General features: G+C 38.3%; 22 protein-coding genes. 20 read left to right on the forward strand and 2 right to left on the reverse strand.

The window, feature by feature from the left end:
- Positions 1-339: 339 nt before the first annotated feature.
- Positions 340-1,383, forward strand: coding sequence for a replication initiator protein A (locus IGK01_RS14080; RefSeq protein WP_438840859.1), 1,044 nt, complete (start codon positions 340-342; stop codon positions 1,381-1,383).
- Positions 1,384-1,504: 121 nt separating this feature from the next.
- Here the strand turns inward: IGK01_RS14080 and IGK01_RS14085 are convergent, their stop codons facing one another.
- Positions 1,505-2,467: a helix-turn-helix domain-containing protein gene (locus tag IGK01_RS14085; RefSeq protein WP_438840860.1), complete on the reverse strand. Its 963-nt coding sequence runs from the start codon at positions 2,465-2,467 to the stop codon at positions 1,505-1,507.
- Between the two features lie 1,049 nt (positions 2,468-3,516).
- On the opposite strand from IGK01_RS14085, the gene IGK01_RS14090 reads away from it, so the two are divergent.
- The 3 genes from IGK01_RS14090 to IGK01_RS14100 all read left to right on the forward strand — a co-directional run bounded on the left by IGK01_RS14090 (position 3,517) and on the right by IGK01_RS14100 (position 5,095).
- Complete coding sequence (locus tag IGK01_RS14090) at positions 3,517-3,789, forward strand: hypothetical protein (RefSeq protein ID WP_438840861.1); 273 nt, start codon at positions 3,517-3,519, stop codon at positions 3,787-3,789.
- A 449-nt stretch (positions 3,790-4,238) separates the two neighbouring features.
- Positions 4,239-4,679: a hypothetical protein gene (locus IGK01_RS14095; protein WP_438840862.1), complete on the forward strand. Its 441-nt coding sequence runs from the start codon at positions 4,239-4,241 to the stop codon at positions 4,677-4,679.
- Complete coding sequence (locus IGK01_RS14100; protein ID WP_438840863.1) at positions 4,649-5,095, forward strand: hypothetical protein; 447 nt, start codon at positions 4,649-4,651, stop codon at positions 5,093-5,095. Before IGK01_RS14095 ends, IGK01_RS14100 begins: the two co-directional genes overlap by 31 nt.
- Before the next feature lie 440 nt (positions 5,096-5,535).
- Here IGK01_RS14100 and IGK01_RS14105 read toward each other — a convergent pair whose 3' ends face one another.
- Positions 5,536-5,943, reverse strand: a complete 408-nt coding sequence (locus tag IGK01_RS14105; protein WP_438840864.1) for a hypothetical protein — start codon at positions 5,941-5,943, stop codon at positions 5,536-5,538.
- Positions 5,944-6,085: 142 nt separating this feature from the next.
- On the opposite strand from IGK01_RS14105, the gene IGK01_RS14110 reads away from it, so the two are divergent.
- The 16 genes from IGK01_RS14110 (at position 6,086) to IGK01_RS14185 (ending at position 26,318) form a co-directional block, all read left to right on the forward strand.
- Positions 6,086-6,250, forward strand: a complete 165-nt coding sequence (locus IGK01_RS14110; RefSeq protein ID WP_438840865.1) for a hypothetical protein — start codon at positions 6,086-6,088, stop codon at positions 6,248-6,250.
- 11 nt (positions 6,251-6,261) lie between these two features.
- A complete protein-coding gene (locus tag IGK01_RS14115) occupies positions 6,262-7,107 on the forward strand; it encodes a LysM peptidoglycan-binding domain-containing protein (protein ID WP_438840866.1) in 846 nt (281 codons plus the stop codon).
- Positions 7,108-7,254: 147 nt separating this feature from the next.
- On the forward strand, positions 7,255-10,512 hold the full coding sequence (locus tag IGK01_RS14120; protein ID WP_438840867.1) for a SpaA isopeptide-forming pilin-related protein: 3,258 nt from the start codon (positions 7,255-7,257) through the stop codon (positions 10,510-10,512).
- 285 nt (positions 10,513-10,797) lie between these two features.
- Entirely contained in the window at positions 10,798-12,186 is a 1,389-nt protein-coding gene (locus IGK01_RS14125) for a peptidoglycan DD-metalloendopeptidase family protein (RefSeq protein WP_438840895.1), read from the forward strand.
- 105 nt (positions 12,187-12,291) lie between these two features.
- Complete coding sequence (locus tag IGK01_RS14130; RefSeq protein WP_062806295.1) at positions 12,292-12,567, forward strand: hypothetical protein; 276 nt, start codon at positions 12,292-12,294, stop codon at positions 12,565-12,567.
- Between the two features lie 11 nt (positions 12,568-12,578).
- On the forward strand, positions 12,579-13,577 hold the full coding sequence (locus tag IGK01_RS14135) for a hypothetical protein (protein ID WP_438840868.1): 999 nt from the start codon (positions 12,579-12,581) through the stop codon (positions 13,575-13,577).
- A 16-nt stretch (positions 13,578-13,593) separates the two neighbouring features.
- Positions 13,594-15,387 (forward strand): hypothetical protein, encoded by a 1,794-nt coding sequence (locus tag IGK01_RS14140; protein WP_438840869.1) that lies wholly within the window; start codon positions 13,594-13,596, stop codon positions 15,385-15,387.
- Positions 15,384-16,382 (forward strand): peptidoglycan DD-metalloendopeptidase family protein, encoded by a 999-nt coding sequence (locus IGK01_RS14145; protein WP_153830649.1) that lies wholly within the window; start codon positions 15,384-15,386, stop codon positions 16,380-16,382. The genes IGK01_RS14140 and IGK01_RS14145 overlap by 4 nt, the downstream gene beginning before the upstream one ends.
- Before the next feature lie 22 nt (positions 16,383-16,404).
- Positions 16,405-17,025 carry a hypothetical protein gene (locus IGK01_RS14150; RefSeq protein ID WP_438840870.1) on the forward strand — a complete coding sequence of 207 codons (621 nt, stop codon included), beginning with the start codon at positions 16,405-16,407 and terminating at the stop codon, positions 17,023-17,025.
- Between the two features lie 14 nt (positions 17,026-17,039).
- Entirely contained in the window at positions 17,040-17,354 is a 315-nt protein-coding gene (locus IGK01_RS14155) for a hypothetical protein (RefSeq protein WP_438840871.1), read from the forward strand.
- The gene (locus tag IGK01_RS14160) at positions 17,347-18,387 is read left to right on the forward strand and encodes a conjugal transfer protein (protein WP_438840872.1); all 1,041 of its coding nucleotides are present in this window, start codon (positions 17,347-17,349) and stop codon (positions 18,385-18,387) included. The genes IGK01_RS14155 and IGK01_RS14160 overlap by 8 nt, the downstream gene beginning before the upstream one ends.
- Before the next feature lie 32 nt (positions 18,388-18,419).
- A complete protein-coding gene (locus IGK01_RS14165) occupies positions 18,420-18,674 on the forward strand; it encodes a hypothetical protein (RefSeq protein ID WP_438840873.1) in 255 nt (84 codons plus the stop codon).
- Positions 18,675-18,683: 9 nt separating this feature from the next.
- Entirely contained in the window at positions 18,684-19,109 is a 426-nt protein-coding gene (locus tag IGK01_RS14170; protein WP_438840874.1) for a TcpE family conjugal transfer membrane protein, read from the forward strand.
- Complete coding sequence (locus IGK01_RS14175; RefSeq protein ID WP_438840875.1) at positions 19,094-21,589, forward strand: ATP-binding protein; 2,496 nt, start codon at positions 19,094-19,096, stop codon at positions 21,587-21,589. Before IGK01_RS14170 ends, IGK01_RS14175 begins: the two co-directional genes overlap by 16 nt.
- Positions 21,590-21,606: 17 nt before the next feature.
- On the forward strand, positions 21,607-24,114 hold the full coding sequence (locus IGK01_RS14180) for a hypothetical protein (RefSeq protein WP_438840876.1): 2,508 nt from the start codon (positions 21,607-21,609) through the stop codon (positions 24,112-24,114).
- Positions 24,115-24,119: 5 nt separating this feature from the next.
- Positions 24,120-26,318 (forward strand): TraM recognition domain-containing protein, encoded by a 2,199-nt coding sequence (locus tag IGK01_RS14185; protein WP_438840877.1) that lies wholly within the window; start codon positions 24,120-24,122, stop codon positions 26,316-26,318.
- Positions 26,319-26,613 lie beyond the last annotated feature (295 nt).

Below are 26,613 nucleotides of genomic sequence, written 5' to 3' on the forward strand. Positions count from 1 at the left end.
GCAAAAACACACCATTACAATATCGCAATATTGTAATGGTGTGTTTTGCTAAAGTCTATGATACCAATATTGATAAGTCGCCTAACACAACATCACGATATCACAATAATATTATATCGTGATATCGTGATACTACAAAAAGATCAAGAAGACTGTTGTATAGCGGTTTGCTTTACATTATTAAATCAGTTAAACTAAAGAAAATAAAAAAATACTACTGCTACAATAAAGTTTGGCGACTTATCAGCAGTAGAAAATATAAGGATAGAAATTTATATTCGTTTCAAGTATTATAACATATTTGAACATAAATTACTATCCCATGACAAGGGGAAAAATATGAACGAATTTAACTTTTATAAATCAAAAGAAATTTATAGAGAAAAATATTATCAAATGCCTAAAGTATTTTTTACAAACGAGAAATATTTCCAACTTTCAAACGATGCAAAGATTGCATATATGCTTCTCAAAGATCGATTTGACTATTCTGTCAAAAACAATTGGGTGGATAAAGAGGATAATATTTATTTTATTTACACTATTGATGAATTAATGAAATTATTAAAGTGTCGAGAAGGTAAAATCTCAAAAATAAAAAAAGAATTAGAATCAGCAGGTTTACTAAAGCAAAAGAAAGGGCGTATCAAAAAGGCAAATGGAAAGATTGAAACTACTCCGAATCTTTTGTATTTAGGTAAACCAGAAGTAACTTCAGAAGACGTATTTAAAATAAACGAGGAAGAGAACCTAATTCAGAATCCTGTAACTGCGAAAATCGCAAATACAAAAAAAGCTGATGATATCAAGGTTATTCCTGTAACTGCGAAAATCGCAAATACAGGAAAAGTCAATAATACCAACGATTTTTCTGTAACTGCGAAAATCGCAGACAATCTATTATATTCTTCTAGTAATTCTTTAGACACTAATAGACACAATATAGACACAGAGAAAGACCAGCTACAAGATCAATTATTGCTAGATAATTTTGAAACGATCATGAAAGACAATAGCATTGCTACCTTTGTCCCTGACCGAGTACTAAGTTTGATTAAAACATTCTCGTCTAGTTACAGTGAAGCTCAAAAGACCGTTCAGACAATCCATAACGCAAAAGCAAAAGCAGAAAAAGATACTCAGACTAAAATTATTTTTGAGGATATAGATATTTATGGTCTTAATGCCGAGCAAGAATTGTATCAAACACTGTTAAAAGCCTATCAAAAACAGAAAACAGAAAAAGTTGAAAATATTCAAAATCTAATCTTTGTTTACGTTAAGAACTGGTTTATGGAAAATCCGATTGCTGCAAAACAACAAGCTGAATCAAGCGAAGAATTACCGAAAGTCCCTTTGCATGATTGGCTCAACGAAGGTTAAAATCAGTCGAGACTATGGGGATTGTCTAGGTGTGTCTCAGCGTAGCTGATGTGTCTTTATCAGTAAAAAATTTACAAATTACTTGCTAGAATTGCTAATTTTAATCATGTTATGAGGGTTTTTAGTCAATAAAGTAAGCGACTTTCCCAGGCATTCCGGTAGTTATTAGATTATTTAGGCTATATAAAACAATATCTGCGGTTGTTTGTATTTTATTTCCTTCATAATTCCGCATGTTCGCGATAAACTCGACTTCTTTTTGATATGTTTTAGCTTTTTCTAATGCAATGGATTTTTCTGCTTTGGTTTGCGCTTGATAAAACTCAATACGAATTCTAAATAGAGTCAGTAACAGATTGTAATTGAATAAAGGACTTATTTTTAAAATTTGACTCAATTTGTCACAACTAGCTTTTGCGTAAGCGAGTAATTCTTGGTCGGGCTTATTTTTATCCAAAACAGCAAGGTCAATCAGAGCATCGGTTATATTTGATATGGTGGTAGGAAAGACATGTAAATACTGGCAATCTAATGCACTGATAAATTCGACAGGATACTTCTCTAATGTTTCAAAAAAGTAAATAAGGTGTTCTTTTGAGAAATATGGAGTGAAATCAGCTATTAACTGAAGATAATAATTGGTTAAATGGTTCTTATTTTTTATCTCCAGAAAAAGTCTATTAATTTCTTCTGTCGTAATTGGATCAATAATCGGAAGCACATGATTAAATTGATGTTTTAAGAATAAATAGTTTCGATAAGCGCGCATAGACTTATTATTATCGTGTTTAAGCTGTAAATATAGTTTCTCCAAATGTTTTAGGTCAAGTGTATTGTTCAAATAATCTTGAACCAGTTGCCTGATTTGTGCAGCAAGTGGATTTTCTAAATTTTCGATATCGTTTAAATCGGAAACTTGAGCATCTAATCTTGTCATGATCAAGTCAAATTCACTAGAGGTTAATGCCCGATCGCCTAACTCAAATCTGGAATAGGCAGAGCGGCTCATGATTTGTTTTGAAACTTCGTATTGGCTAAGCCCATGTTTAAGACGTAAGCTTCGAATCAATGAGTGTATTTCCATTTAACATATCCTCCTTTGTATGTCAATAAAAAAATGGCGATGTGCTAAATTAGCACATCGTCACTTTTTACCAGACTTTTGTTTCTAATTGTTGTATGCTAATTAAGACGTCAATTCAATTAAATGTTGTACAACATAAATTTTTAACGAGAGGGGGAACTGCTGATGTTTCCATTTCCAATCGATCCACGAGATGCGCAAATCATTCGTCCTTAATTATGGTTATTGACTCTTAATTAGATGTAGACCAATTATTTTAATCTGGTTTGTGAATCTTTTTATTATCTTTTAAAAATTTTTCCTCATACATTTATTATAAATTAGAATAACTATTAAAACAAACTTTTTATAGTTATAAAACCTTAGAGTATGCGTTTCTTTCTTGAATTAAATAAGGATCTAGAGGGATTTATTGATGGGAATTTTTACTAAAAGAGAATAGAGTCTGAATAAATTTGGGATATTTTACTGTTGCCAGAAATATAAAAAGCATGTTATCGTTAAAAAGAATTAAATAAAGTACTAGTTTTTGTTTGTCGAAAAGCAACTAGACATTTTAGTCTAGTTCTTGAAATAAAGGCAAACAAAAAGGAGCACCTTTAGCTCTCTCGCTCCAAACTGACGCCAATCAGTTTGAAGGTCGTTGAGAGTCAAAGGGTCCAAACAACATAGATGACATGTTGCTGGATTGCTCCTTGATAATTGTAGACGACGTCTACAACGTTGCTATTATAACAAACAACTGAGGGGTATTCATTCGTTTTTACTTATTTTTTAAAATCTTTTTTATGAGACAGTTTGAAAAGGTAATTTTAAGAAGATGAGTGAGGACGTATGCGTATGGACTTGGACTAATACGAGTCGTTTTTTTACACGTTTGATTTAGTGGGGGAGTACGTGTAAAACGAGCGATCAAATTAGCTGTTATGGGGCGTTGTTGACAACTACAATCTTTGAGGAGGAATTTCACACATGTGGAATTCCTCCTTTTTGTTTGCCTTTATTTTCTGATATTTGTTCGAGAAAGTTAGTGAAGGAGTGATAAAAAAATGAATAATTCTACACGAATGAAGTCCTGTTCTCCTCGATTGATTTTACAACGAGCGATTACGGTTCGTCTAATCGATGGCAGTATATGGGCAAATCTTGGAAATGGAAAATTTGTGCATCAAACGGACCTAACGGTCAAAGAAATAGAGGTTCTCTATCCTAAAATTAAAACAGTCGTTGAAAGTGGCGGAAAAATTATGGCAAAGAAAAAACATTCGGCTCAATCACTGGTCATACTTGACCCACCAATGAAAGTGAAGGACTGGGCTTGAAAGAAGTCGTTTAACGAAAGACATAGCTGTTTGTAAAGAACGTTTCTCGTTGTTTACATGATCCTTGAAAACTGGATAGTATCGGACGTTTATCCAGGGCGCTGTGTTTAGCTTTGGAATCAAACGAGAAAATGTTTCGCTGTTTTCTGTCTGGCGAAACGGATACATTCAAAAACGACAGACTGCTTGACTTGGTAACTCAAGCAGAAGATCGTGTCTCTGGCATGTGGCGAGAAAAGTAGCGCAGTTGAACGCCTTAAAACCCAACTGTTTGTTCTGAAAAGGAATACTTTGTAACTCTCAAAATGATGAAGAGAGACAGGTTGTCCGTCCCCCTAAAACGGTCAGGTTCCCACTTATCCGAAAAGTGTCGTACCATTTTTATTACTTGTTTGCGGTTCTTTGTGAACAGGTATGTCTTTAGAGAAAAAGAAATAGGAGTGAGTTGAATGACTGAAATACAAGTATTACTTGCTTTTATGCGGCAGTCTAAGCGCAAGTCAATCAAGCGTAGTAGTTTAGAACATTGGTTTGAAATGAATGATTACTGGATAAAAGAAAGACAACTCAAGTTGTTCCAACAGCTGCAGCGAAGCAAGGTACTAAGAATCATGGAAAATGGCGAAATCATCCGAGTCGAAGCAATGCGGGAATACCTATTGTTGCTTGATTATATGAAGACTCAACGAAGACCATTATTAGCACAGGATTACTTTAATCGGTGGATCGCCGAACAACCAGAATGGCATGCGAAAAAGACGGAACGACTGATTCGTCAATTACAATGCACAGAAACAATGAAGATAACTGAATTTGGTGTGGTCATTTCATACGAGCAGCAAAAGAAAGGGGAAAATGGATGGCAAAAGGTACAGCAAAGAAGAGCATAAAAGGCAAAAAGAAACGATTTTTCCAATTGGAAGAACTATTGTTAGAGGAGAAGGACATGGAGTTTGTGATCGGACAAGAAGATTTATTTGCGAATAATATCCAGTTCGAACATGATGACGTGTTACCTGGCGAACGAGCCTATATCGTCACAAAAAAAGTCGTCCAGTCTACCCCATTATATAAAAAGCAATTGATTTGTTTGCGTTATATCCGTTCGTTGAGAGTCGTGAATAACTTGGAAGAAGGGCGACTGGTAAAAGAAGTCCCGGTAGCAAAAATTATTCGTTCAAATAGAGGGTTTTATTTCATCGTTGATCGAGAAAGAGTGACACAGTCGTATCATCAAAGAAAACAAAGAAAACAGCGTAACCAACTAGCAGGAGTCATTGCCGAAGAGACGTTTCGAAATTACTAAGAGACATAAGTGTTCGCTTATAAAAATGTGAATACTTTCGCAAAAATGGCTTATTACAAATTTTAATATTTTGAAAATGTTATCTTTATAAAAATGGTTTGGAAATATATTTATATAAATTCAGTGTTAAAGTAGCTATTTTTGATATAAATACCAATTGGTCTATATTAATATATGTTTTATTAAAATTGTATGAAAAAGCACAGGTTATCGTTTGGCGAAAATTATTTGGTTTGATATGCTTAATTTATAGTTATTTTAATTTAAGTGAATCCTAGCTTAATAGTTGCCAGGGAGATCTTTAAAACCAAACTCCAATTTTTAGTTTATTAGTTTAAGAAGACCCTTTTGAAAGTCTCAACACTTTACTCTTGAAATATTTCAACCCTAAGCGCTCTTTTTGTGAGAGACGCGATCCCTGGCAACTATTAGGCTAGGCGTCATTCGTTTTCCAATGAATAATAATAATGTTGCTGATTCGTATCTTGAGCTAGTCCAAATGTTGAGCCAATCGTTAAATCAGATGGACTATCTGCTAAACCGATTAATTCAAATTGGTTTTTATCGATGTTTGTGACTGATATCGGGAAATGAATTTCTTCGTCACCTATCGAAAGAATAACCTGATTGACGTCTTCAAAATGAACAAAGGTAATCATTGCTTCTCCTAAGTCAGTAAGATCGGACTTAACTTCATATTGTAGTTGTTCAAAGGGGGATCTAGGTGATGTATCAGAAGATTCTTTTTGAGTGACATTTTCAGATCTAATTTGATTCGATTGATAAAATAATCCTCCAGCTAAAGTAAGAAAACAAATAGGTAAGAGGTAGAATATATACTTTTTCATCGGTTCCTCCTTTTTTTTATTTCTTTAGTATAATACAAGGGAATGAAAAATAAAAATACCTATTTTACTATTTGAACTCACTTTGAGTTTGCATTGCACTCAAATGTATGATATAGTGAATTTAGCCTAAGGAGGAAACATTATGGCGACGCCAAGTGTACGTGTAAGCGAAGAAACAATTCAAATGTTAAAGGAAATACAAGAACATTGGTCTAAAGATCAAGCAATCCCAGTTAAAATATCTCAGCGTATCGTGGTAGAAGCATTGATAAAAGCTGAATATGATAAAATAAAAAATTCTGAATGAGGAGAGAATATATGAAACTATTAAAAGTGTTAGCAGTCGGAGTAACAGTTGGAGGGATGGCGTTAGCCATTCATACGGAAAAGGCAGAGGCCACAGAATGGACACCACGTTCGGTCGAACAAATTAAAGCAGATATCGCAAAAACAGACGGTAAAGAATACACGATCGTCACTGGTGATACTTTAAGTGGTATCGGAGAAGCTACAAACATGACAGTGAAGGCACTGGCAGAAAGAAATTCAATTGCAAATGTAGATTTGATTTATGCAGGGAATAAGTTAGTATTTGAAGGTAATGTAGTCACTGTTCAAAACCCTCAAGGAGAAACCATTGCGCAGTCTGTTGTTAAAGACGAAGATAAAATAGATCCAAGTCAACCAATTGGTCAAGCACCGACAACTGGTTCTGATACTAATCAAGGTTCACAAGCAGTGACACCGCCAGTAACAGGAGATAGTGGCTCAGCAGGCGGAGGAAATACAGTAACACCACCTGCGACAGGAGACAATGGCTCAACAGGCGGAGGTAACACAGTAACACCACCTGCAACAGGAGACAATGGATCTACAGGCGGAGGAAGTACAGTAACACCGCCAACAGGTGGCGATAACGGTTCTACCGGTGGTGGCAATGAAACGACACCAGAGGAACCAAAACCAGAAGAGCCAACAAGAGTGACACCACTTGGAAACAGTGGCATGGAGTTTGATACTGTTGACGAAGCCTCGGCATGGGCTCACAATCAAATGATGGATTTAAATAGTGAATGGAGCCAGAATTATAGTGGTTTTGTTACGAAGCCATTGATGTGGTCAGATGGATTAGTAAGAAGCTATTCAGTTGATTTTTATAATTAATAATCTAATAGTCTTATCAAAGCAATTAGAAGGAAAATCTCCTTCTAATTGCTTTTTATTTTGTCAGAAATGAGGAAAAGAAATGATTCGTTCGCCATGCAAGAAGTCTAAAAGTAGATAAATATATTTAAATCAGGAGGAATATAGATGGGAATAGGAAGATTTAAGAAGATCACCACGTTTATTGCATTGCTACTAACAGTGGGGCAATTACTGGTATCACCTACGTTGGTGGTCGCTGACCATATCGAGCAAAGTAGAACGAGCCAAGTCGCAGAAAATGAAGTAGAAGAAACAGAAAAGGAACAATCAGACAAAACGATGAGTTCCGAGCCAAGTGATACAGAAACACCACTAAGAGAAGCCTTACAATCACAGAATGCCCTTGCAAATGATAGCCCTAATGAAAGTGATTTGCCTATTGTAGAAACAATTGGCGATTCGCTTTTTATTTTACCTTCAGGTACAGATGTACAGCCAATAGAGGGTGGAGAAGAAGCAGAAATATCTGGTGATTTCGATAGTCGCTACACGATGGCTTATATTCTCGAACATGCCAAAAGTACTTCTGAACAAGAAGCCATGTTAGAAAAGTCAGAAGAGTATGCCCGATTACAAAATAATTTTACACGTTCAACGGGATATACGATTGAAAATCTGGGAACAATCAACCATCAGGTGTGGCGAAATCTTCCGAACGGAACTAATTTTTTACATGACAAATTTTATAAGTTTCGAATTCGTGAAACAGGCCAAATTGCTTTTTGTATAGAAGAAGGTGTCCCAATTGTTTTAGGTGGAGGCGCGTCTCAAGAAAATGTCTCCCAAGTAATTTCAAATGCGGCATTGAGAGCGAGACTCTCATTAATTGCCTATTTTGGATGGTATGGGAATACCGATCAATCAAACGAGCAGTATGTGGGAGTCCAACAAATGCTTTGGGAAGCGTTTGGAGGGCAAACATTATCTACTACTGTTCCAAACTATGCGTCACGTAAACAATCCGTCGAAACGGAAATATCAAGATATAATACTCGTCCAAGTTTCCATAATCAAAAAGTAACTGTCAAAGTTGGAGAAACCGTCACAATTAATGATACGAATGGCGTATTTACACATTACGCAATGGATAATGTTGCTAATGGATCAAATGTGACATTGCGAAAAGAAGGCAATCGACTGCATATTACAGCTCATGCAAATTCAAATGAATCTGGAAGTATAAGAATTGCTAGAATTCCTAAGGAGTTTGCAAATACCTCACTAGCTTATCGAGTAGGTAATGGACAACGTGTTGGTGTGCTTCATATTCAAGATCCAATTTATGCTAACTTAAATATTGAGGTACTGAAAGAAGGGCATGCAGAAGTACTAAAAGTCGATGAAGATACTAAAAAACCTCTTGCAGGTGCTGTATTCAAATTTACCACGTCAGATGGTCAAACAAAGGAAATAACGACAGGCGCTGATGGGAAAGCACGATGGGAAAATATCATGGTGGATAAACAAGTGACCATGGATGAAATCAAAGCCCCGAATGGCTATGTTTTGAATTCAAAACCACAAACGATAACTATAAAAGCTAATGAAACAACAACGGTAACTTTTGATAACAAAGAACAGCTGGCAGATTTAACAGTGATCAAAGAAGATGAAGAAACAGGAAATAAACCACAAGGTGCAGCGACACTTTTCGGTGCCAAATATGAATTAACAGATTCAGAAGGTAAATCGGTTGCTGAGTTGACAATGGAAGATGTCGAAGGACGCGCACAAGCAGAAATCAAAGGACTAAAATTAGGCACTTACTATTTACAGGAAGTTGAAGCGCCTGAAGGGTACACGTTAGATCCTGAGAAACACGAAGTTCAATTAACCTATGCCGGACAAAACGAAACAGTTGCGATCCACAGTAAAACAGTAACGGATCGTGTCATTAAGGGGCATATCGAAGGGTATAAATTCGGTTCACGACCATTAATTCCGAATACAATTGAAGCGTCATTAGAATTGATTACTGGAAAAAATCAAGATATTAAACCTCCGTTAGAAGGCGTTGAATTAACGGCGACTTCTCATACAACCGGACAAGAATACGTTCAGGTCACAGGAGAAAATGGCTTTTTCCGTTTTGAAGATTTACCATACGACACGTATACAGTTGAAGAGACGAAGGGAATAGATGGATATCTATTAATTGAACCTTTTGAAGTAACAATCACAGAAGACGGCTATACGCATTTCTTCTTACTAGAAGATCGAATCATTGAATCTCGTTTGCACATTGTCAAAGTGGATGAAGAAACAGGTGAAAATATCCCTTATGCTGGTGCGCAATTTAAGATCTTTGATACATGGGCAAATGATGGCGAAGGTGCCTTTGTATCGATGCAACGTCCAAATGATACTGAAAACACCGATATCTTTGAAACAAATGGAAAAGGCGAAATCGTTACTACAGAAAGCCTTGCATGGGGCGTTGATCGTTATGAATTACATGAAGTGAAAGCTCCAGAAGGATACGTACTATTAGAAAAACCAATCGTCTTTAGCGTGACTGAAGAAGATTCTGACGGTATGATCCGAATTGAAGTGCCTAACCGTTTGGCTCGACAAGACGTGCAATTGATTAAACGTGACCGCTTGAATGACCAACCTTTAGAAAATGTACCGTTCAATTTGTACCAAATTGAAAAAGATGGATCTGAAACACTTGTCGATGAATTCTTGACAGATAAAGAAGGAATGATCTCAATTGAAGGGTTGCCTTACGGTGAGTATAAGTTCGTGGAAGGACAACCATTGCCAGGATACCTTGAGTTAGAAGAAGACATTGAATTTTCAGTAACCGTTGAAAAAGACGGAGAATTGATCGTATTAGAAGCCGTGAACGAGCGTGAAGACTTGGAAATTACGACACTATTTGCGACAGTTGATGGTGAGAAAATTGTTGATCCAACGATTGATAATCGATTTGAGGATAAAGTTTGGTTAAAAGGGGACGCGATTGAGATTGGTCATACGTATACGATTGTGTCTGAGTTCGTGAATCGCTTTACTGGTGAAGTTGTGAGCCAAGATACGACAAAATGGACAGCGAAAAGTAAAGAAGACGAGTTGTCAGTTTTCCTAGACTTGCCAGCTAATACCTTAAAAGATGGGGACGAATTAACTGCGACACATATCATTTACTATGATGAAGACCAAAAAGAGGAAGTTGGACGAGAAGTTGATTTAGAAAATATGGATCAAACTGTTCATTTCCAATCTCCAAAAGTTGAAATTAAACGTGACGGTGAATTACCTAGAACGGGCAGTAAGACTGGAACGATATTAACTGCACTTGGTGCTTTAAGTGTAAGTATTGCATGTGGAATTTACGTATCACGCAAAAAAAGAATTTAGGAGCAAAAGAACGTATAAGAAATTTTTTTTAAGTTTAACTAATGGGAGAAGATAGATGATGGAAGATTTATTTTATAAAAAACTTTCGGACCTATTCGATTAAGCATGCTTCTTTTGACTATGGATTTGCATGATCTGTTTAAGGATGTTACACTCTAAACAACAAACGATATAGAACGTGTCATATGAAGACGATCCCGAAGCATAACGTAAGGGAGCGTCTTTTTTATTTTGCTAAGAAAAAAGATAAAGGAGGAAGATTGATTGCAAAAAACGAAAAAATGGATGGCAATTGCGTTAGTATCCAGTCAACTGTTAACGAGTTTACCTGTATCAGCGGCGATCCTGTCTGTGGAAGATTCATCAATCCCTGATACTTCGGAAACAGCTGAAGAACAGCCGACACAACCAGAGGGAAACGAAGCGTTACCCGAAGGAAATGAACAAGAAGTGGAAGATCAGCCGGTCGAAGAACAACCGACAATACCGGATGAACCGCCCAAAGAGCCTGAGCCACCAAAGGATACGCCAAAAGAGACACCAGAGGAACAACCGGTGCTTGTTCCAGAGTCGGATCGTCCAACAGAAGAACCAGTGAAGGAAGAGTCTATTATAAAAGAAGACACACCAGCGACACCAAAACCAGACGTTCAAGTAGATCCAGTTAACCAAATAAATGAAATGCCTTCTGTCCCACAAACGATGGAAGAAGTGCGTGTTCCTGGAATGACTGAACAAACACCGTCAGAATCTAGTGAATCCGGTGTATTCAAAGTTACACCAGTAAAAGAAACCTGGGATTTCATTCAAGAAATTGGGGAAGAAGCACGAGAAATTGGGTTAAAAGAAGATCTTTATGCGTCAGTTATGATTGCACAAGCGATTTTAGAATCAGGGAGTGGTCAAAGCCAACTGAGCCAAGAGCCCTACTTCAATTTATACGGAATTAAGGGTAGCTATAATGGGAATTCAGTGACCTTCAAAACACAAGAAGACGATGGATCAGGCACCCTTTACTCGATTGATTCTGCTTTTCGTCAATATGAGAATTATGAAGAATCGTTAAGAGACTATGCACGTCTAATGAAAGATGGCTTGACCCATGACCAAGACTTCTACAAAGGATCATGGAAATCGGAAACAGAAACATATGAAGACGCTACAGCGTACCTCACGGGGCGGTATGCCACAGACACACAGTATGCGGATAAATTGAATGCGTTGATTGAAGCCTACGCATTGACGAGTTATGATCAAGCAAGAGCGGAATTACCAGAGGGTAGTGAAGAGTTTATTTATCCAGTCAAGAATGCCGTTATTTCTTCTCCTTATGGACCACGTGGGGGTGAGTTCCATCGGGGAGTAGATTTTGCAGCACCAACAGGAACACCTATTTTTGCCAGTCAGGCTGGCATAGTTATTCGCTCAGAAGTTCATTCTTCTTGGGGAAATTATATTGCTATCATGCACGAAAATGGACTAACTACACTATACGCACATAACAATCAGAACCTTGTAACAGTAGGACAAAACGTTGCTCAAGGGGAAATCATTGCTTCAGTGGGAAGCACAGGCAACAGTACAGGCCCACATTTACACTTTGAAGTGAATGGATCGCCAAGTCTTGCCCAGGATCAATTAATTGACCCGATTCAGGTACTGATAAAAGAATAGCCAATAAAAAAGGAAGTATCGTTGATACTTTCTTTTTTATTTGGACTCAAACGACTACAAGCTATTTTATGTATCAGATATGTAAGTAGTGGAAAGGAAAAAAAGATGGAAGGATTTATCTTACTTGGCACATTTTTTCTAGGAATTGCTTCAGGCTATGCGTTACAAACGGTTATTTTACCTGTATTCATGTTTGATGAGTGGTTAAAAAATCGTACGATCCAACAGTATTTTCAGTGTAAGAAAAATGAATATACGTATTTTGAAGAAGGCACAGACGATTTTTATATTCTCACGCTAAATAATAAGGAAAGACGCATTAAATTCTCTACCAAACGACCGTATACGATCGTCTATGATCGAGAGGTCTATGTGGACTAGGAGGTGTCCTTATGAAGTGTCGATTTGTTGAGGTAGAAGGGCTAGACATGACCTGTCCACAAACACTCACTTTAAAAGAAGCCAATCGCTTTTTGACTATAAAAAATGATGAAGCGGATATGGAAGGTGTGGAATACACCATTCATTATGAGTTAGTTCAAAATGATCGAGCGATTCTACGATCTAAGCTAATGTTACCCGTTTTTTCTTTTGACTGGTGGGAGATACTGGAAGAATTTTTATATGAGCAAGGAGCAGAAGACAGTCAAATTACTCTGTTTGCGGATGTCTTTAAACAAGAATTGTCCGATGAATCCATGAAGAAGAGCAAAAAAGTAAAAGAGCCGAGGACTAAAAGACCAATTAAATCGCCTAAGCTCATCCAACCATTATCTAAAAAGTGGTTGTTTCGCCTAGGAGGGTCTCTTCTGATTCTTCTTTTATTATTTATTGGTAGTTTAGGTGTCAAAGAATTTTTTTTAACCGAACTGGAAACGCCCTCTTATGAAGAACTCATCGATCAGGAACAATTCGAAGAGGCTTTTCAGTACTATCCTGAAGAACAGGGACAAACAGAAACATTGTTCTACGATTATGTGTTGGATCAACGCTCGCAAGAAAATCTTAGACGCTTTCGAGAATTTCATAAAAATCATGAAACGACGTATGGTGATTTTGATTTAGCGGTTTTAGAAAACAATTACGAAGCTGCGGTCACAGCATATGAGCAACAATCCGAAGTTTTTTCTGACGATTCAAACCGCTTAGCTATTGCAGGTTATTGTTTTCTAAAAGAAGGCAAGTTGGACGAAGCAAAAGCAATTAATCAACAAATTAATAGTCTTGAACTTGAAAAGAAAATTGTTCAGTATGAACAGCTTTCCTTACAAATAAAGGCAGCTGAAAAAATGATAGAAGAACTGCAAAAAGAAGATTCCGTGGATCGAGAGAAATTAGAAGAAGAATTAAATGATCTATTTGACTTAAAAGAAAAACAGATGAATCTTTGAAAGAAGGAGAATAAGAATGTCGAAAAATTCAAAATGGCAGAAGTTGCCAAAGTGGCAAAAATTGGGATTGGGTTTTCTTTGTATTAGTGCTTTATCTGGCTTTATTTATCCTGTCTTTAGCCAAAATGAAAATCTGGAACAGACACAGTCTAAAGAAGAGAAAAAACCAGCATTAGATCGAATTGAGTCAGCGAATGAAAAAGATTCACTACTTGACCGTTTAAAAAAAGAAGATGATTCGCCGTCTGTTTTTGATCGAGTATTTGGTGAAAATCAAGCTAATTCAACTTTTCAACAAGTATTTGGTCGTGGAGAACAGGAGCCAATCGACCGAAGTATGATCCAACAAGTGTTAGCACAAGTCAATGAACGTGAAAATGCTCAAAATCTTGTACATCAAACAGAAGATCAAGAACCTATTTTAGTGAGCGTAAATCGTCCAGTTGTTCCAAGTTTACCAGAAGAAAAACCGATCATTTTAGATCCAATAGAACCGGAGAATGAGGATACGGAAGACTTACCTAGCCTACCAACTCCACCATTGGTACCAGAAGAACCAGTACTTCCATTACCACCGATAATTGGTCCAGAAGAACCAATCAATCCGCCGATCAATCCACCAATCATACCACCTGTTGTGGAAACAAACTATTCGGTATTAGAAGAACTTGTTTCACAGGCTCAATCGATTGAAGTGTCGAATTATTTGTCTTCAAGTGTCTCGACGTTCGTTTACGAACGACGTGTGTCTGAAAGGATGCTCGCTGATCAAAATAGTACGCAAGTACAAGTGGATACACAAGTGTCTCGTTTACGCCAAGCAATGGATCAACTGGTAAGGAAAGGTGATTCTAGCGCTTTGAAAGAGACAATCAAACAAGCAGAAGCCATTGATCGAGAACGCTATACAGGGGCTACAGTTGCGACGTTGGATACTGTGCTTGAAGAGGCTAAACAAGTGGTATCGACAGATGAACATACGCAAGAAACAGTTGATCGAATGAATCGCCGATTAAATCGTGCGATCAGTCAATTGGAGGAGAAACCTTCACTGGATTTAGCTTTATTAGAGTTAGAACGCTTGATTACTCATGCAGAAACCTTAAATAAGGAAGACTATACGTCAGCGAGTTATGATCAATTCAATCATGTCCTAACAGACGTAAAAGCTCTTATTGGTGAAACAGATTTATCAGAAGAAGAAGTAATTGAAGGACGAAAACGATTAGAAGAAGCCATTGCACAACTGGAGTTAGTCGGAAACACCGATCAGCTAGTCGCTTTACTCAGTGAAGCACATAGCCTGGATTCTACGCAATATACTGTAGAGAGTTGGGCTATTTTTGTTCATGCACGACAAGAAGCCGATCAAGTGATTCAGTCTAACGAACCCACACAAACAGTGATTGACCAAGCGATAGAAGCGTTGCGTTTGGCTATGTCTAATCTCGTAGTCATTGATCTAGAGGATCAACTACCAGAGATAAAGAGGATTGCACCGATTGTTATTGAAGCTTCAGAGGATCATAGGATCAAAGAAACAAATTTATCTACTATAAGCTCTACTCCTTTACTGGATGTTCTTCTTAATGAGGAGGAAGAAACAACCGGTGTACAGTACGTTGAAGGAGAAATGCAAGAGACACCAGAAAGACCTGAAACACAACAGATAGAGGAGACAACGGGGACACAGGAGACCCAAGAGAAAACAGTGGATTCAAGTATATCAATGGACGCAGAGACATTCGAGAAACTAGGTGAAAATGATGAACAGGAACCTCTTAATGCTTTTGAGTTGATTGATGAATGAAAAAATTTCTGATGATCCAAATTTTACCAAGCCTTATTTTTATTGGGCTTGGTTTTTTGTTGTTGGTTGGTCTTTTCGCGACTGGAAACCAACAAACGTTGAATTCTGAAGTTTCTTCTGTAGGAAGTATCTGTTCTCCTTCTGGCGAATACAATAAGGATCAAATCGATGAAGTATTAGAACGAGCTGGCGCCTTTAAGGGGCAACGAGCAGCGTTTGAACATGCGTCAAAAAAACACAATGTTGATCCAGTATTGATGATTGCGATTTCCATTCATGAAACAGGTTGGGGAACCAGTCGTGCCTTACTTGAACACAACAACCCTTCAGGACAAATGCGAGGGAATCAGATCATTCACTTTGACACGTTGGAAGATGGATTAGAAATGACGGGTCAAACCTTAAATAATCTTTGGAATGAACGTGGATTGAACACAGTGGAAAAATTAGGTTCTGCGTATGCACCAGTAGGAGCCGGCAATGATCCGACCAATCTGAATATCCATTGGGCGCCTACGATTCATAAATTTATCGATGAATTAGGTGGTTTATCTGGCGGGTGTGAAGGAGAAAGCGTCGAGGGCGATTTAGTGACTGGATCAGATGGGTTTGCCATCCCAGTAAAAAACTACACGTTCACGTCCCCTTATGGTCCAAGATGGGGAAGCTTCCATCGAGGAATTGATTTAGCCGCTCCTGAAGGCGAGCCAATTTATGCCGCAAAAGACGGCATCGTTAGTCGTTCTGAGTACCATTTTTCGTGGGGAAACTATGTCACGATTACGCACGAAGGTGGCGCCACGACGTTATATGCCCATAATCAGCGAAATGTCGCTACGGTAGGACAAAAGGTAAAACAAGGCGAACTTATTTCTTATATGGGCAGTACAGGGCATAGTACCGGTCCACACTTACATTTAGAGCTTTGTTTGGACAATAGTTTGGCTCAAGATCGATTAATTGATCCGTATCCCGTATTTTTTGGTAATAAGTAAGCGATAGAAAAGGAGGAAACCAATGATACCAATGAAAAAAGTCTTAATAGTTGGTGCGTGTGTCTTATTAGTTGGTACAGGGTTCTTTTTAGTGACACATCGTTCCACGAATGAGGACCCGCAAGAAACAGGGCAAACAGAACTACCAGCTACAATCGTTTCGCAACAGTCAACGGAAGAAGCGTCGACTCAGTCGAGTAACAAGAAGGAAAAAGATACTAACGAATGGCAAGACAAAGCCTTACAAGACGTACATCAGGCATTTCTAGAAGCGGCTTTTTCATATGAATCGTTAGATAAACAACGTGAACAAATCAAGGCATTCGCTTATTCGGAAGATCGGTATTCAGACCTAGGTGTTACCGATGGCGTGCCAGTATATCAAGAGCTATCTTCTGAAATTGTGGAAGAAACAAGTTATTTTAGAGAAATCAATGCAGAAAATCAGGAGGTATTGACACGCGTTCATGTGCGGTATGATTCAGATCATAATCACGATCATGAAACAGGGGAACATGCCCATAAAATTACCAATCAAGTGTTGCTAGTCACTATTCATTATCGAAAACAGGGTGATACCTGGTTCGCTTATGATTTAACTTATGAAGAAGATCCAAAAAACAGTCAATTTTATTCGAATTAGCGGAGGACAAAAGAATGACACAAGTCGAACAGTCTATGACAAACAATCAAATGGTACAAAAAAAGAAAAGTTACGCTCAAAATTTTGAGCGGTACGAAACGAAAGAGCAGACGATTATTTATGTTCTATGGCAAATTCATAACAAAGAATTACGGTTAGGAAGCAAGTTGTTTTTTGAACCATTGGAAGAAAAATTAGGATTAAAAAAATCACAGTGGCCATTAGTCAAAGAGTTTTTATCTGGCGCTGGTTTACTCGTGGATCAGGTGGTCATTGCCGAAGCGATTCCTAAGAGTCTTAAAGAAAGGTATGGGATTTTGGATGCGTGAATCTGATTTTTTTGATCCAGGCGCCCTCCAGGAGTCCACCGGCAAGACTTCGAAAGCGAAAGAAGAGCCTACGCCTAAGAAAAAAGAGAAATCTAAGAAGAAAAAAAAGAAAGAGAAAAAGGAAAAGCCAACGAAAAATTCAAGTGTTCGATTTCATCCGAGAACGGTTGGACAATGGCTGACTTACTTTTTCTACTTTACTTTTTTAACGATGTGCGTCGTCTCGTTTCTAACGTTTAGTCGAATGAATCAACTCAGTCAAATTGCTTCTTCTGGTGTGAAAGAGGCACGAGAAGTCGCAAATATTGCGTTGAAATCTTCTCAGGAGGGAGACTGGAGCCGCTATATCGGACAAGAGTTTTTGACCACTTACTTTACAGTGGAAGACGGAATGTCTCGTCAAGATATGGAGGAGAAGTTACAAGAATATTTGGCACAAGGAGTCTCAACGAATGACTTGCTTCAATTTTCAAATGGGACAACACGCGAAGTTCTTTTTATTCAAGCAATCACCCAAGCAGAAAAGGAAGAAGATGATGGTCGTGTATTTGAAACCATTTATGACGTGGATTTTAAAGAAAACGATCAGATACATTCCGTTAGAGTCTCATTGATTACGCATGTTGCTAATGGAGAAGTTAAGTTACTTCACCCACCTAGTTTTCTCAGTCGTCAACTACCACATAATGAAGCAGGCAACACGGTCAAAGGGAAAGTCAATGAATTCCTGACAGAAGGCGAGCTAGTCGATGAAGTGGAAACGGAGCGGATTGTCTCTTTTATTGAAGACTTTTTAGGTCTCTATGTTAAAAACGATGGAAATTTAAAACTGATCAGTCATGTTTCTGGAATTGAAGCAGATGAGGTCAGAAAAATTGACGTGTTGAATTTAGTGAAAAAACAGGAACACTATATTGCAGAAGTGACGTATGAATTCTCCTTCTCAGAAGGCGTATTCTATACGTCTACGGCACGTTTAAAGATCAGCGGGGCAGATAGTTCTTATTTTGTGGAAGAGCTAGAACCTTTTTAAAAAAACAATGAAATGTTATAGGAGGAAGAAATATGTTTAATTTTAGTGATTTTTTTAGTGAATTCGCGCCACAGTTAGTGTTTATTTTGGCTTTGGTGGCAATTGTGATGGCGATTGGGGCATTTTTAACACAGGGTGTCGGACGTGCGATCATGTCGATTTTAGGTGTGATTGTTTTGATTGCCTTAATTATGGTCTTAGATAACGCTTGGGATATTGGAACTTGGATTAAAGACTTATTCTTTGATCCTACTGCTTCAATGGTTCTTCCAATTTGGTTACGTTGAGGTATTTTCATGGAATATAACTATACAAGAGAATGGAAACAGCCGCATAAAATTTATAATCTAGGACCAATAAATGTGAGCCGGTTTTTCCCCGAAGGGCTAAAACTATCATTTATAGTCGGTGTTGCTTCGATTATAGGCGCGGTGCTTGCCGCGTGGCTTTTATCGGCGGTGTTAGGGATTACTTTTTTAAGTAATCTCTTTCGCCAGTCGTGGATCATTATTATCTTCTTATTCGTGGTTGCTTTATGGATTTTATTTAGCTTGTCCTGGGATAAGAAAGGGTTTTTCCGGTTTGTGAGTGGACGTTATACTGCCAGTAAGCATAAAGGAATCCAAACGGAACATACCCATAAGGTCTGTTTCATGAATACCCCGATTTCATTCAATGATCAAAAGAAAAAAGGACGTGTCTTACAATGGAGACCCAAGTAAAGTATGCAGAGAATCCTTATGATAGCTGGTATCGTAATTTTCTTTTTATGAAAGATGGCCATGTCTGGGTAGCCTATATCTTAGATAAAACCTATTTTCCATTAAATGATTTTGACTTTTTCAAGCCGTTTGTCACTAAGGGGAAAGAGCTGTTTTCTCACGATGAATACGAGTATCAATACATGAATGTTCCGACAAGGTTTTCGTTAAAGAAACATATGGAGACGACAAAAAACGAATTAGTTCGTGGTGAATTAAAAGAAGTAGGCGACTACTACTATGATGAAGCGTATAGTATTTTAAACCAAGAAGTAAAAATTTCGCGTTATACTACTGTGCTACTCGTGAAATTAACAAAACAAGCCATTCCTGTGACCCCAATTGAATTTATCACACTGTTTAAAGAATCGTTCGGTAAACGAGTGAGAGAAACGCTTACTGGTCAACCGGCACAGACACAAGTGAATCCTAAAGTCTATATCGATAAAGAAGAAGAATTGTATGAGGACCTTTCACATACCAAGCGGATACGACGAGCAAAAGAAGAAGAACTAAAACGTATCCAATATTACTTTTATCATCGAAACGCCGCGGTCATTCCAAAGGATTTTACTGAACCAGAAATCAACGAGGGAATCGTCACCATGCACGAGAAAGGGTATTTGACGATTCAACAAATGGATCAAACCCATTACATTGCGCATTTACCACTCGTTGAATTTCCTAGTTCTTTACTTGGGAGTGGATTTGTCCATGAGGTACAAACGAGTTGTTACTTTCCGATAGAAACACAGATACGTTTGAGATTTCAGCCTAAAGAAAAGGATAAAAGTCATGTGCGGAAAATGTTTAAACGAATCAAGGAACAAATGGAAGACCATGATTTTGCCGATGCAGAACTAGACGATGATGAAGTGATTTTGATTGGGGATCAACGGCTCAAACAGTTGAATCGAGACTTAAAAAGAGAGAATCGACGAAAAGTCGATCTCTCTTTTTGGTTTGTCGTATCCGCAGGATCATTGGAGGAATTAGAACAGCGTATCAATCATTTACAGCTGGTTTTGAAAGGGACGGACTACAAGTTATATCGTCCAATCGCCGATCAACTAACATACTTCTATCAAAGCCAATTAGCCACTCCCTATACGTTTTTTGATTACGAACAACACGTAACGACAGGCTATGTCATGGACTTTGGTTTAGATCTTTACCGAAGCGTAGGGAATCATTATGGGCTGCCATTAGGACGAATCATTACACAAAAGGAATTTAAAAACGTGAAAGAAGCGATTCAATTTTCTAGTAATTTGGTGTTCTTTTCGCCACATTTAACCAAAAAAAATGTCGAGGGCAGTATACATGCCAATGGGAATACAGTAGTTACAGGTCCACCTGGTCAGGGGAAATCCATGCTTGTGAAATTGATATTCTTTTGGCTCATGTTCTTTGGGCAAAAAACGTTATACATTGATCCCAAAAACGAAATGGTTAAATTTGTGACGAAAGCGAAAGAACAATATGCCCATTATCCAGAGTTTGTTCAACTGTGTACCAACATTCATTTTATTACCTTGTCCACTGATCCCAAGTACCAAGGGATTTTAGATCCTCTACTCTTTTTACCAGGAGAAGAGGGAAAAAAAGAAGCGCGACAAGTACTTTTTCAGATGGGTGAGATCAACCAAGATCCAAGTAAGGCAAGAGGATTAAAACGGATCATTATCGATGCAGTGGATCAAGTGGTGGAATCAGAAGAAAAGGCTCATTTAAGTGCGGTCATTGCCCGAATCAAACAACAAGACAACGATTTAGGAACCGTGCTAGAAAGCTATAAAGAAGGTATTGGAAAAGTGATTATTGGAAATGAGCATAGCCAAGCGATCGACTTTCGTTCACAGGTGAATGTTTTAGGTATCCAAGGGTTGACCATGCCGACGAAAGAAGAAAAAGAATTGGGCGAACTATCCCCTGAAAAACTAGCTAGTGAAGCCGTCATGGATGTCATTATGCACCTTGTTCAAGTATTTTCGACGAACAAAGACGAAGACGCTAGTGTCATTATCGATGAAGCCAAAGGGTTTATGGATACGCCACGTGGGAAATATCTCGCTGAAGACAATCTACGTAAAGGGCGAGCGAATAATACGGATATGACGATACTCATGCAAGCTTTTTCTGATACGGATAATGAATCCATGAAAGAGCTGATTTCTTATAAGTTTGCTTTTCGTCCCAATGACGAGGAACAACAGAAAAAAGTGTTGTCCTTTTTCGGAATGCAGCTCAATCAGAAAAACAAGGAATTAATTCATTCTCTTGTTCAAGGAACATGCCTTTTTCAAGATCATATGGGAAGAAATCAAGCCATTGCCATTGATGTATTGTTTGCCGAGTGGATGGAAGCGATCAAAACGACGGATACCTCAGATGAAGGAACGCAACGCGCATTAGCGTTGGAACAGGATAGTCATTTTTAAGAGAAAGGAGAAGATGAATGAAGAAAAAGTGCTGTTACATGGTCTTTTTACTCGTGACTTTACTCGGTATTAGTGGCTCAAGTCCCTTACAAGTAGAAGCGAGAGAAGATGTCATGTACGTGGCTATTAGTGAGGAAAAGGGCTTCCCTGTTATAAATGAACCTGGTACCGATGATAAAGATGAAATCTATCGACGTTATGAAGATAACTCTTTTTCATTAATGAATAAAGAGTTCAAAAGTTTAAATAAAATCAATGAATTTCGTCAGAATCTCGATTCCATGATCAAAAATTGGATATGGTCGGCAGCTTCAGCTACCGGTCGCTTTAACGCCCGAATGGTGAAAGGGCTGTTCTCATTAGATTTAGCGACACAAATCAAAGCCCCCTTTCAAGAACTATCATTAGATCTTGCGGATTCATTAAGCAATGTCGCTACTACCTTTGGTATTGTCATGGTGGCATTATTTATGGTGATTAAATACGCCATGAGTGGTCGAATAATGGATTCTGTCAAAGTTTTCCTTTTGGCGATTTTAACAATGACTTCTTTCGCTTTTTTCAGTGATCCAAAAGGCAATGATGTTTTCTTTGATGCCGTGATTTCTATCGATCACCAACTAGAAAAAGCATTAGCTGGTGTGAATCCAAATTTTAAGCCGGAAGGACAAACAAAATTTGTTCCAGGTCAAAATGCGGGTGAATCAGGCGGAGAAGATATAGATAGTTTGGCGAATCGGCTCGCAGCGGAAGTCTTTTACAATAATGTCTATATTCCCTATCTCTATATGCAATACGGAACCGCAAATGAAACGGAAATCAGAGAAAAAAGTATTGAATACAACGGTAAAACGTTTGATCGTATTGGGGCGCTATTGGATAATGATTCGGCTTCAGAAGCGCAAGTTTCGTTTGTAGAAGACATTACAGACTATGAGGTAGATGAGCTTGGAAATACAAACCCTATCTACACCAATGCGAATCGTTGGGCAACACTCGCCTTTTTATACACCTTAACCAATCTCTTACAGTTTGTGATCTACGTGTCATTAGGAATCGTGCGCGTCGCCTTTCAGTTCTTATTGATTGCGATTCCGGTCTTTCTACCGATTGCGTTACTGTTTTCGATGATCGTCAACGGAAAAGATATCTTAGGGAGTTATTTTAAAGGACTAGGAACGATCATGTTTATTAAGGGTGGTATCAGCTTATTAATGGTCATTTTCATGAGTTACGTCACATTAGCCTATAGTGTGATGAATACCCATAGCAATGATCCCTTGGATCGAGTGATCGTGTTTATTGCTTGGATTGTCGCTCCTCCCTTCCTCTTTGTTTTTCGGCGATTCTTAGCGGTTGTCTTTACTCCTGGTCCTTATGCAAGCAAGCTTACGCGAATGAGTATGGCTTTACGTCATCCAATTCAAGCCAATCGTCAAGCTTCGCATGAGAAAGCACAACAGCGAGCAGCTCTTCAAAATCAACGTAAAGCTGCACAGGAACGGTATAAAAAGAAACAACAAGAAGAAGAAGGTAATGGTTCTTCTAAAAATGATTTAAACAAAGTAAAAGGAAGTAACAACCTAAAAAGTTCTCGTAGAAATGACCGGAATCAGAAACTAGATGGAAACCAAGGCGACAAAAATGTAAAAGAAAATGGAGAAACGAAGAACGAGAAGGAAGACAAGGATTTAAATCAAGCGAAAAATGGACTTACGGACAAGAACTCGATCCGTGCGACTAGGAAAGAAAAACCAGAAGATCAGTCTAGCGAAGACAAGGATCACTCACTAAAGGCTGGGAATAAAAACACCGCTCCAATGAGTGACAAACGAACCAAACGTACGATAAAAAGTGATCCAACGAATCAATCGGCGAGCATTGAACCAGAAGCTTCTAACCAAGAGTTGAAGAAACCACCTCGTGGACAGGAAGAGTCAGAAAAACGAACGAAGCGGTCAGAACCAAGCAATCAATCAGTCGCCGATGAACAGGATTTGAATTCTAAGGGGGCAAAGGTCAATCGTCCGTCTGTTAATTCAGTGAAAAAACCACTGTCTGAGCAACGAAAACAACGACAAAATCAAGCGGATTCTTTGGAAAAAAACAAGCAAAATGGAGCGTCTGTTTCTGTAGGTGATCGACAAATTGACCCTTCAACAGGTGAAATCTTATCGGATTCTACTGCTAAATCCCAAGGGGAAACGGCACAGACGGTTCAGTCGGTCTCTTCTGGGGCAAGTAAGAAACGAAGCGAACGAGGGAACCAGTCAGGTTCTCGGACTGAACTAACGAACAAGAATAACCAAGGAAACTTATCATCAAGTAATGAATCAGGTGCTAGTAAAGCCACGCGTCCAAGTGAACAAACGACACAATCGGTGAAGCAAGTGAAGAAAACCAACGTGTCAAAACGAGGGAACTCTACTCAACCGAAGTCGACAAAGAAATCGAAAAGACAAGCGAAAGTAACTGAAGCAACGAAGGAAAATAAACAAGAAGTTCGTCAACCAAGGAGGAAATAGATGAAATGAGTATATGGAATCAAGGAGTATTTGATGCGACTTTTTCCAATAATTCTGCACCTACTGGTGGTGGCTCCCAAGAACCAAATGGAAAGCTTAGTCAGTTAACACTGGTTCTTACTGGTGTCTTATTACTCTTCTATCCGTTCACATTCGTGGGGCTAATTCCTTTTGGTGGATTGTATTGGATGAGCTGGAAAGAGAAGAAACAACACTTAGGTAGACGTGAGTATGTGCCATTTTTTGAACGTTTCTTAAAGGTGTCTTCTCTGATCTATGGGAGTAGTTTTGTACTCAATTTACTGTTGGCACTCGCACTAAATCCACGTGCGTATCTTAGCTGTTACAATTTATTTCCACTTAATTTCTTGCCAACAAAACTGCCATTTACATTGGGCAGTTTTGTGGTTCTATTACTTGGTGGACTCACACAATGCGCTTTTTTATGTGTCGTCGTGGGATTTGTCAGTAAACGAAGTGTTCGTTCGATGGACGAAGAATTTACTAAACTTCGAAATAGTAGAGAATACCAAGAGCGAAAAGAGCGGAAATTTGAAGTGGCAAAAGAGGAGCAACGTCGATTTAAGGAAGAACAGGAACAGCTCAAAGAACTAGAAAATGAAGAAAATAATAGTCATAGAGAGCGAAGAAAGAAGAAAATAGATGCGAACCATTCAGGAGATTTATTGGTGGGTGTAGATGAATTTGGTCATCGAATGACCATGGATTTTTCTGAACTCAACCAACATGCGACCTTCAGCGGAACGACCGGAAGCGGGAAAACAACCTTGAATATGATCTTTGTGGACTATGCGATTGCGCATAATATTCCGGTACTTTACATCGATGGGAAAGGCGCAAAAGATACGTTAGAGTCAATCCAAACGATCGCAAAGAAGTATGACAAGCAGGTCAAAGTCTTTAGTGATACGAATAATGTTCGCTACAATCCGATCAAACATGGTAACAGTGTCATGGTTCGTGATCGACTAATCACACTTGCGGAAACGGAGAGTGTCTTTTATTCAGGGGCAGCTAAGTCGCTTATTCAAGCCACCGTTCAGTTTTTGGACCTGTTTGAAATCGATCGAACGTTGCACCAATTATCGGAACATTTCTTACCAAGAAATGTTTTGATGCAGTTTTTGAACGTCCAATTGGCAATCAAAGAAGACCTTCTTTTTATGGCGGTAGAAGAAAAGGAAGAGAAGAAAAAGAAAAAATCAACGAAGAAAAAAGAGACTAAAGACAGTGAGAATGACGAGGAGCAACGGAAGAAAAATCGGTTAGAAGAATTAGATGTTGATGCAGAAACAACTATCGAACCTGTCGGAGAAACGCTAATTGAAATCAATCCGGAACACTTGCCGTTAGAAGATTTGTATTATCTTATCCGTCGATTTCGGTATCTTCTTCCTGAAAAACAAAAAGAAATGTTTAAAAAGTTGTTCATGCGCTATGAACATAAAGACAATCCCTTTTATCTTTACGCAACGTCAGAAGCACTACAGACAAACGTCAATATGTTGATTGACAGTGAACTAGGACACTTATTTGACACGTCAGAAAAAGGTGTAGAAGAGTTGGATTTGTTGAAAGACAGTAAAAATAATGAGGTCATGTTCCTGACTTTGAATGGTCTGGTATACAAAGATTACATTAAAACGCTCGCACAATTTTTCGTCACAGAAGTGAACTATTTAGCTTCTGAAAACTATATCTATAGTAATTTTGAACCCTTTTTATTGATCTGTGACGAGCCTTCAGTTTATTTGAACGACTCCTTTTTAGATGCAGTGAACAAAGGAAGAGGTGCTGGACTACACACAATTTTTAGTCCACAGATGTTAGCAGATATTGATCGAATCGATCCAATCCTTACACGCCAGCTTATAGGAAACTGTAATACCTACTTCATTGGGCAAGTCAATTCAGGAGAAGAAATCGATACGTGGACGTCATTGATCGGGACCTATAATGATATTGAAAAGACGTCGATGGTGGAACAAGAATATGGTTATAGTGATTTAGAGAAGACCGATTGGATATCTTCTAGAGGAACGGTTCGTAATGTTCGCAACTTCATTGTCCATCCAGATGAGTTACGAGACGTTCGACAAGGAGAGTTCATTGTCTATCGAAAATCGAAAAGTATTCGAGAACAAGCGAGTCGTGTCTACGTTGTAAATGCAGCGAACCGTTGATTTTCAGCAATGTTTTTTGAGAATCCACCGTGAATCCACCGAGAAACCGGCGAGAATCCACCGAGAATTGGAGTCCGTGGGCGCCTTGCCGCAAAACGTTGTCACACCAAGGTTTATTCTTTCTTTTTGCTAAAGCAAAATTCCTGACCATTTACGTTCAACGTGGGAAAAATCCCACTTATTAACGTAAATGGTCAGGAACCGAAAAAATAAACCTGTGACAAATGCGGCAAGGCGCCCACTAAACGCTAAAAATTAATGACTATCTGATGAATATGTAAAAGCAAAACTTTAG

The sequence above is a fragment of the Enterococcus sp. AZ080 genome, from assembly GCF_051714945.1.
GTDB classification, from domain to species: Bacteria; Bacillota; Bacilli; order Lactobacillales; family Enterococcaceae; genus Enterococcus_B; species Enterococcus_B pernyi.

Bases quoted from the DNA above. Each gene is read 5' to 3' on its own strand.
- IGK01_RS14080 (WP_438840859.1), top strand. From the start codon at position 340: ATGAACGAATTTAACTTTTATAAATCAAAAGAAATTTATAGAGAAAAA.
- IGK01_RS14155 (WP_438840871.1), top strand. From the start codon at position 17,040: ATGACACAAGTCGAACAGTCTATGACAAACAATCAAATGGTACAAAAA.
- IGK01_RS14135 (WP_438840868.1), top strand. From the start codon at position 12,579: ATGAAGTGTCGATTTGTTGAGGTAGAAGGGCTAGACATGACCTGTCCA.
- IGK01_RS14180 (WP_438840876.1), top strand. From the start codon at position 21,607: ATGAAGAAAAAGTGCTGTTACATGGTCTTTTTACTCGTGACTTTACTC.
- IGK01_RS14170 (WP_438840874.1), top strand. From the start codon at position 18,684: ATGGAATATAACTATACAAGAGAATGGAAACAGCCGCATAAAATTTAT.
- IGK01_RS14125 (WP_438840895.1), top strand. From the start codon at position 10,798: ATGGCAATTGCGTTAGTATCCAGTCAACTGTTAACGAGTTTACCTGTA.
- IGK01_RS14090 (WP_438840861.1), top strand. From the start codon at position 3,517: ATGAATAATTCTACACGAATGAAGTCCTGTTCTCCTCGATTGATTTTA.
- IGK01_RS14095 (WP_438840862.1), top strand. From the start codon at position 4,239: ATGACTGAAATACAAGTATTACTTGCTTTTATGCGGCAGTCTAAGCGC.
- IGK01_RS14150 (WP_438840870.1), top strand. From the start codon at position 16,405: ATGATACCAATGAAAAAAGTCTTAATAGTTGGTGCGTGTGTCTTATTA.
- IGK01_RS14140 (WP_438840869.1), top strand. From the start codon at position 13,594: ATGTCGAAAAATTCAAAATGGCAGAAGTTGCCAAAGTGGCAAAAATTG.
- IGK01_RS14145 (WP_153830649.1), top strand. From the start codon at position 15,384: ATGAAAAAATTTCTGATGATCCAAATTTTACCAAGCCTTATTTTTATT.
- IGK01_RS14120 (WP_438840867.1), top strand. From the start codon at position 7,255: ATGGGAATAGGAAGATTTAAGAAGATCACCACGTTTATTGCATTGCTA.
- IGK01_RS14100 (WP_438840863.1), top strand. From the start codon at position 4,649: ATGGCAAAAGGTACAGCAAAGAAGAGCATAAAAGGCAAAAAGAAACGA.
- IGK01_RS14105 (WP_438840864.1), bottom strand. From the start codon at position 5,943: ATGAAAAAGTATATATTCTACCTCTTACCTATTTGTTTTCTTACTTTA.
- IGK01_RS14175 (WP_438840875.1), top strand. From the start codon at position 19,094: ATGGAGACCCAAGTAAAGTATGCAGAGAATCCTTATGATAGCTGGTAT.
- IGK01_RS14085 (WP_438840860.1), bottom strand. From the start codon at position 2,467: ATGGAAATACACTCATTGATTCGAAGCTTACGTCTTAAACATGGGCTT.
- IGK01_RS14165 (WP_438840873.1), top strand. From the start codon at position 18,420: ATGTTTAATTTTAGTGATTTTTTTAGTGAATTCGCGCCACAGTTAGTG.
- IGK01_RS14115 (WP_438840866.1), top strand. From the start codon at position 6,262: ATGAAACTATTAAAAGTGTTAGCAGTCGGAGTAACAGTTGGAGGGATG.
- IGK01_RS14110 (WP_438840865.1), top strand. From the start codon at position 6,086: ATGGCGACGCCAAGTGTACGTGTAAGCGAAGAAACAATTCAAATGTTA.
- IGK01_RS14130 (WP_062806295.1), top strand. From the start codon at position 12,292: ATGGAAGGATTTATCTTACTTGGCACATTTTTTCTAGGAATTGCTTCA.
- IGK01_RS14185 (WP_438840877.1), top strand. From the start codon at position 24,120: ATGAGTATATGGAATCAAGGAGTATTTGATGCGACTTTTTCCAATAAT.
- IGK01_RS14160 (WP_438840872.1), top strand. From the start codon at position 17,347: ATGCGTGAATCTGATTTTTTTGATCCAGGCGCCCTCCAGGAGTCCACC.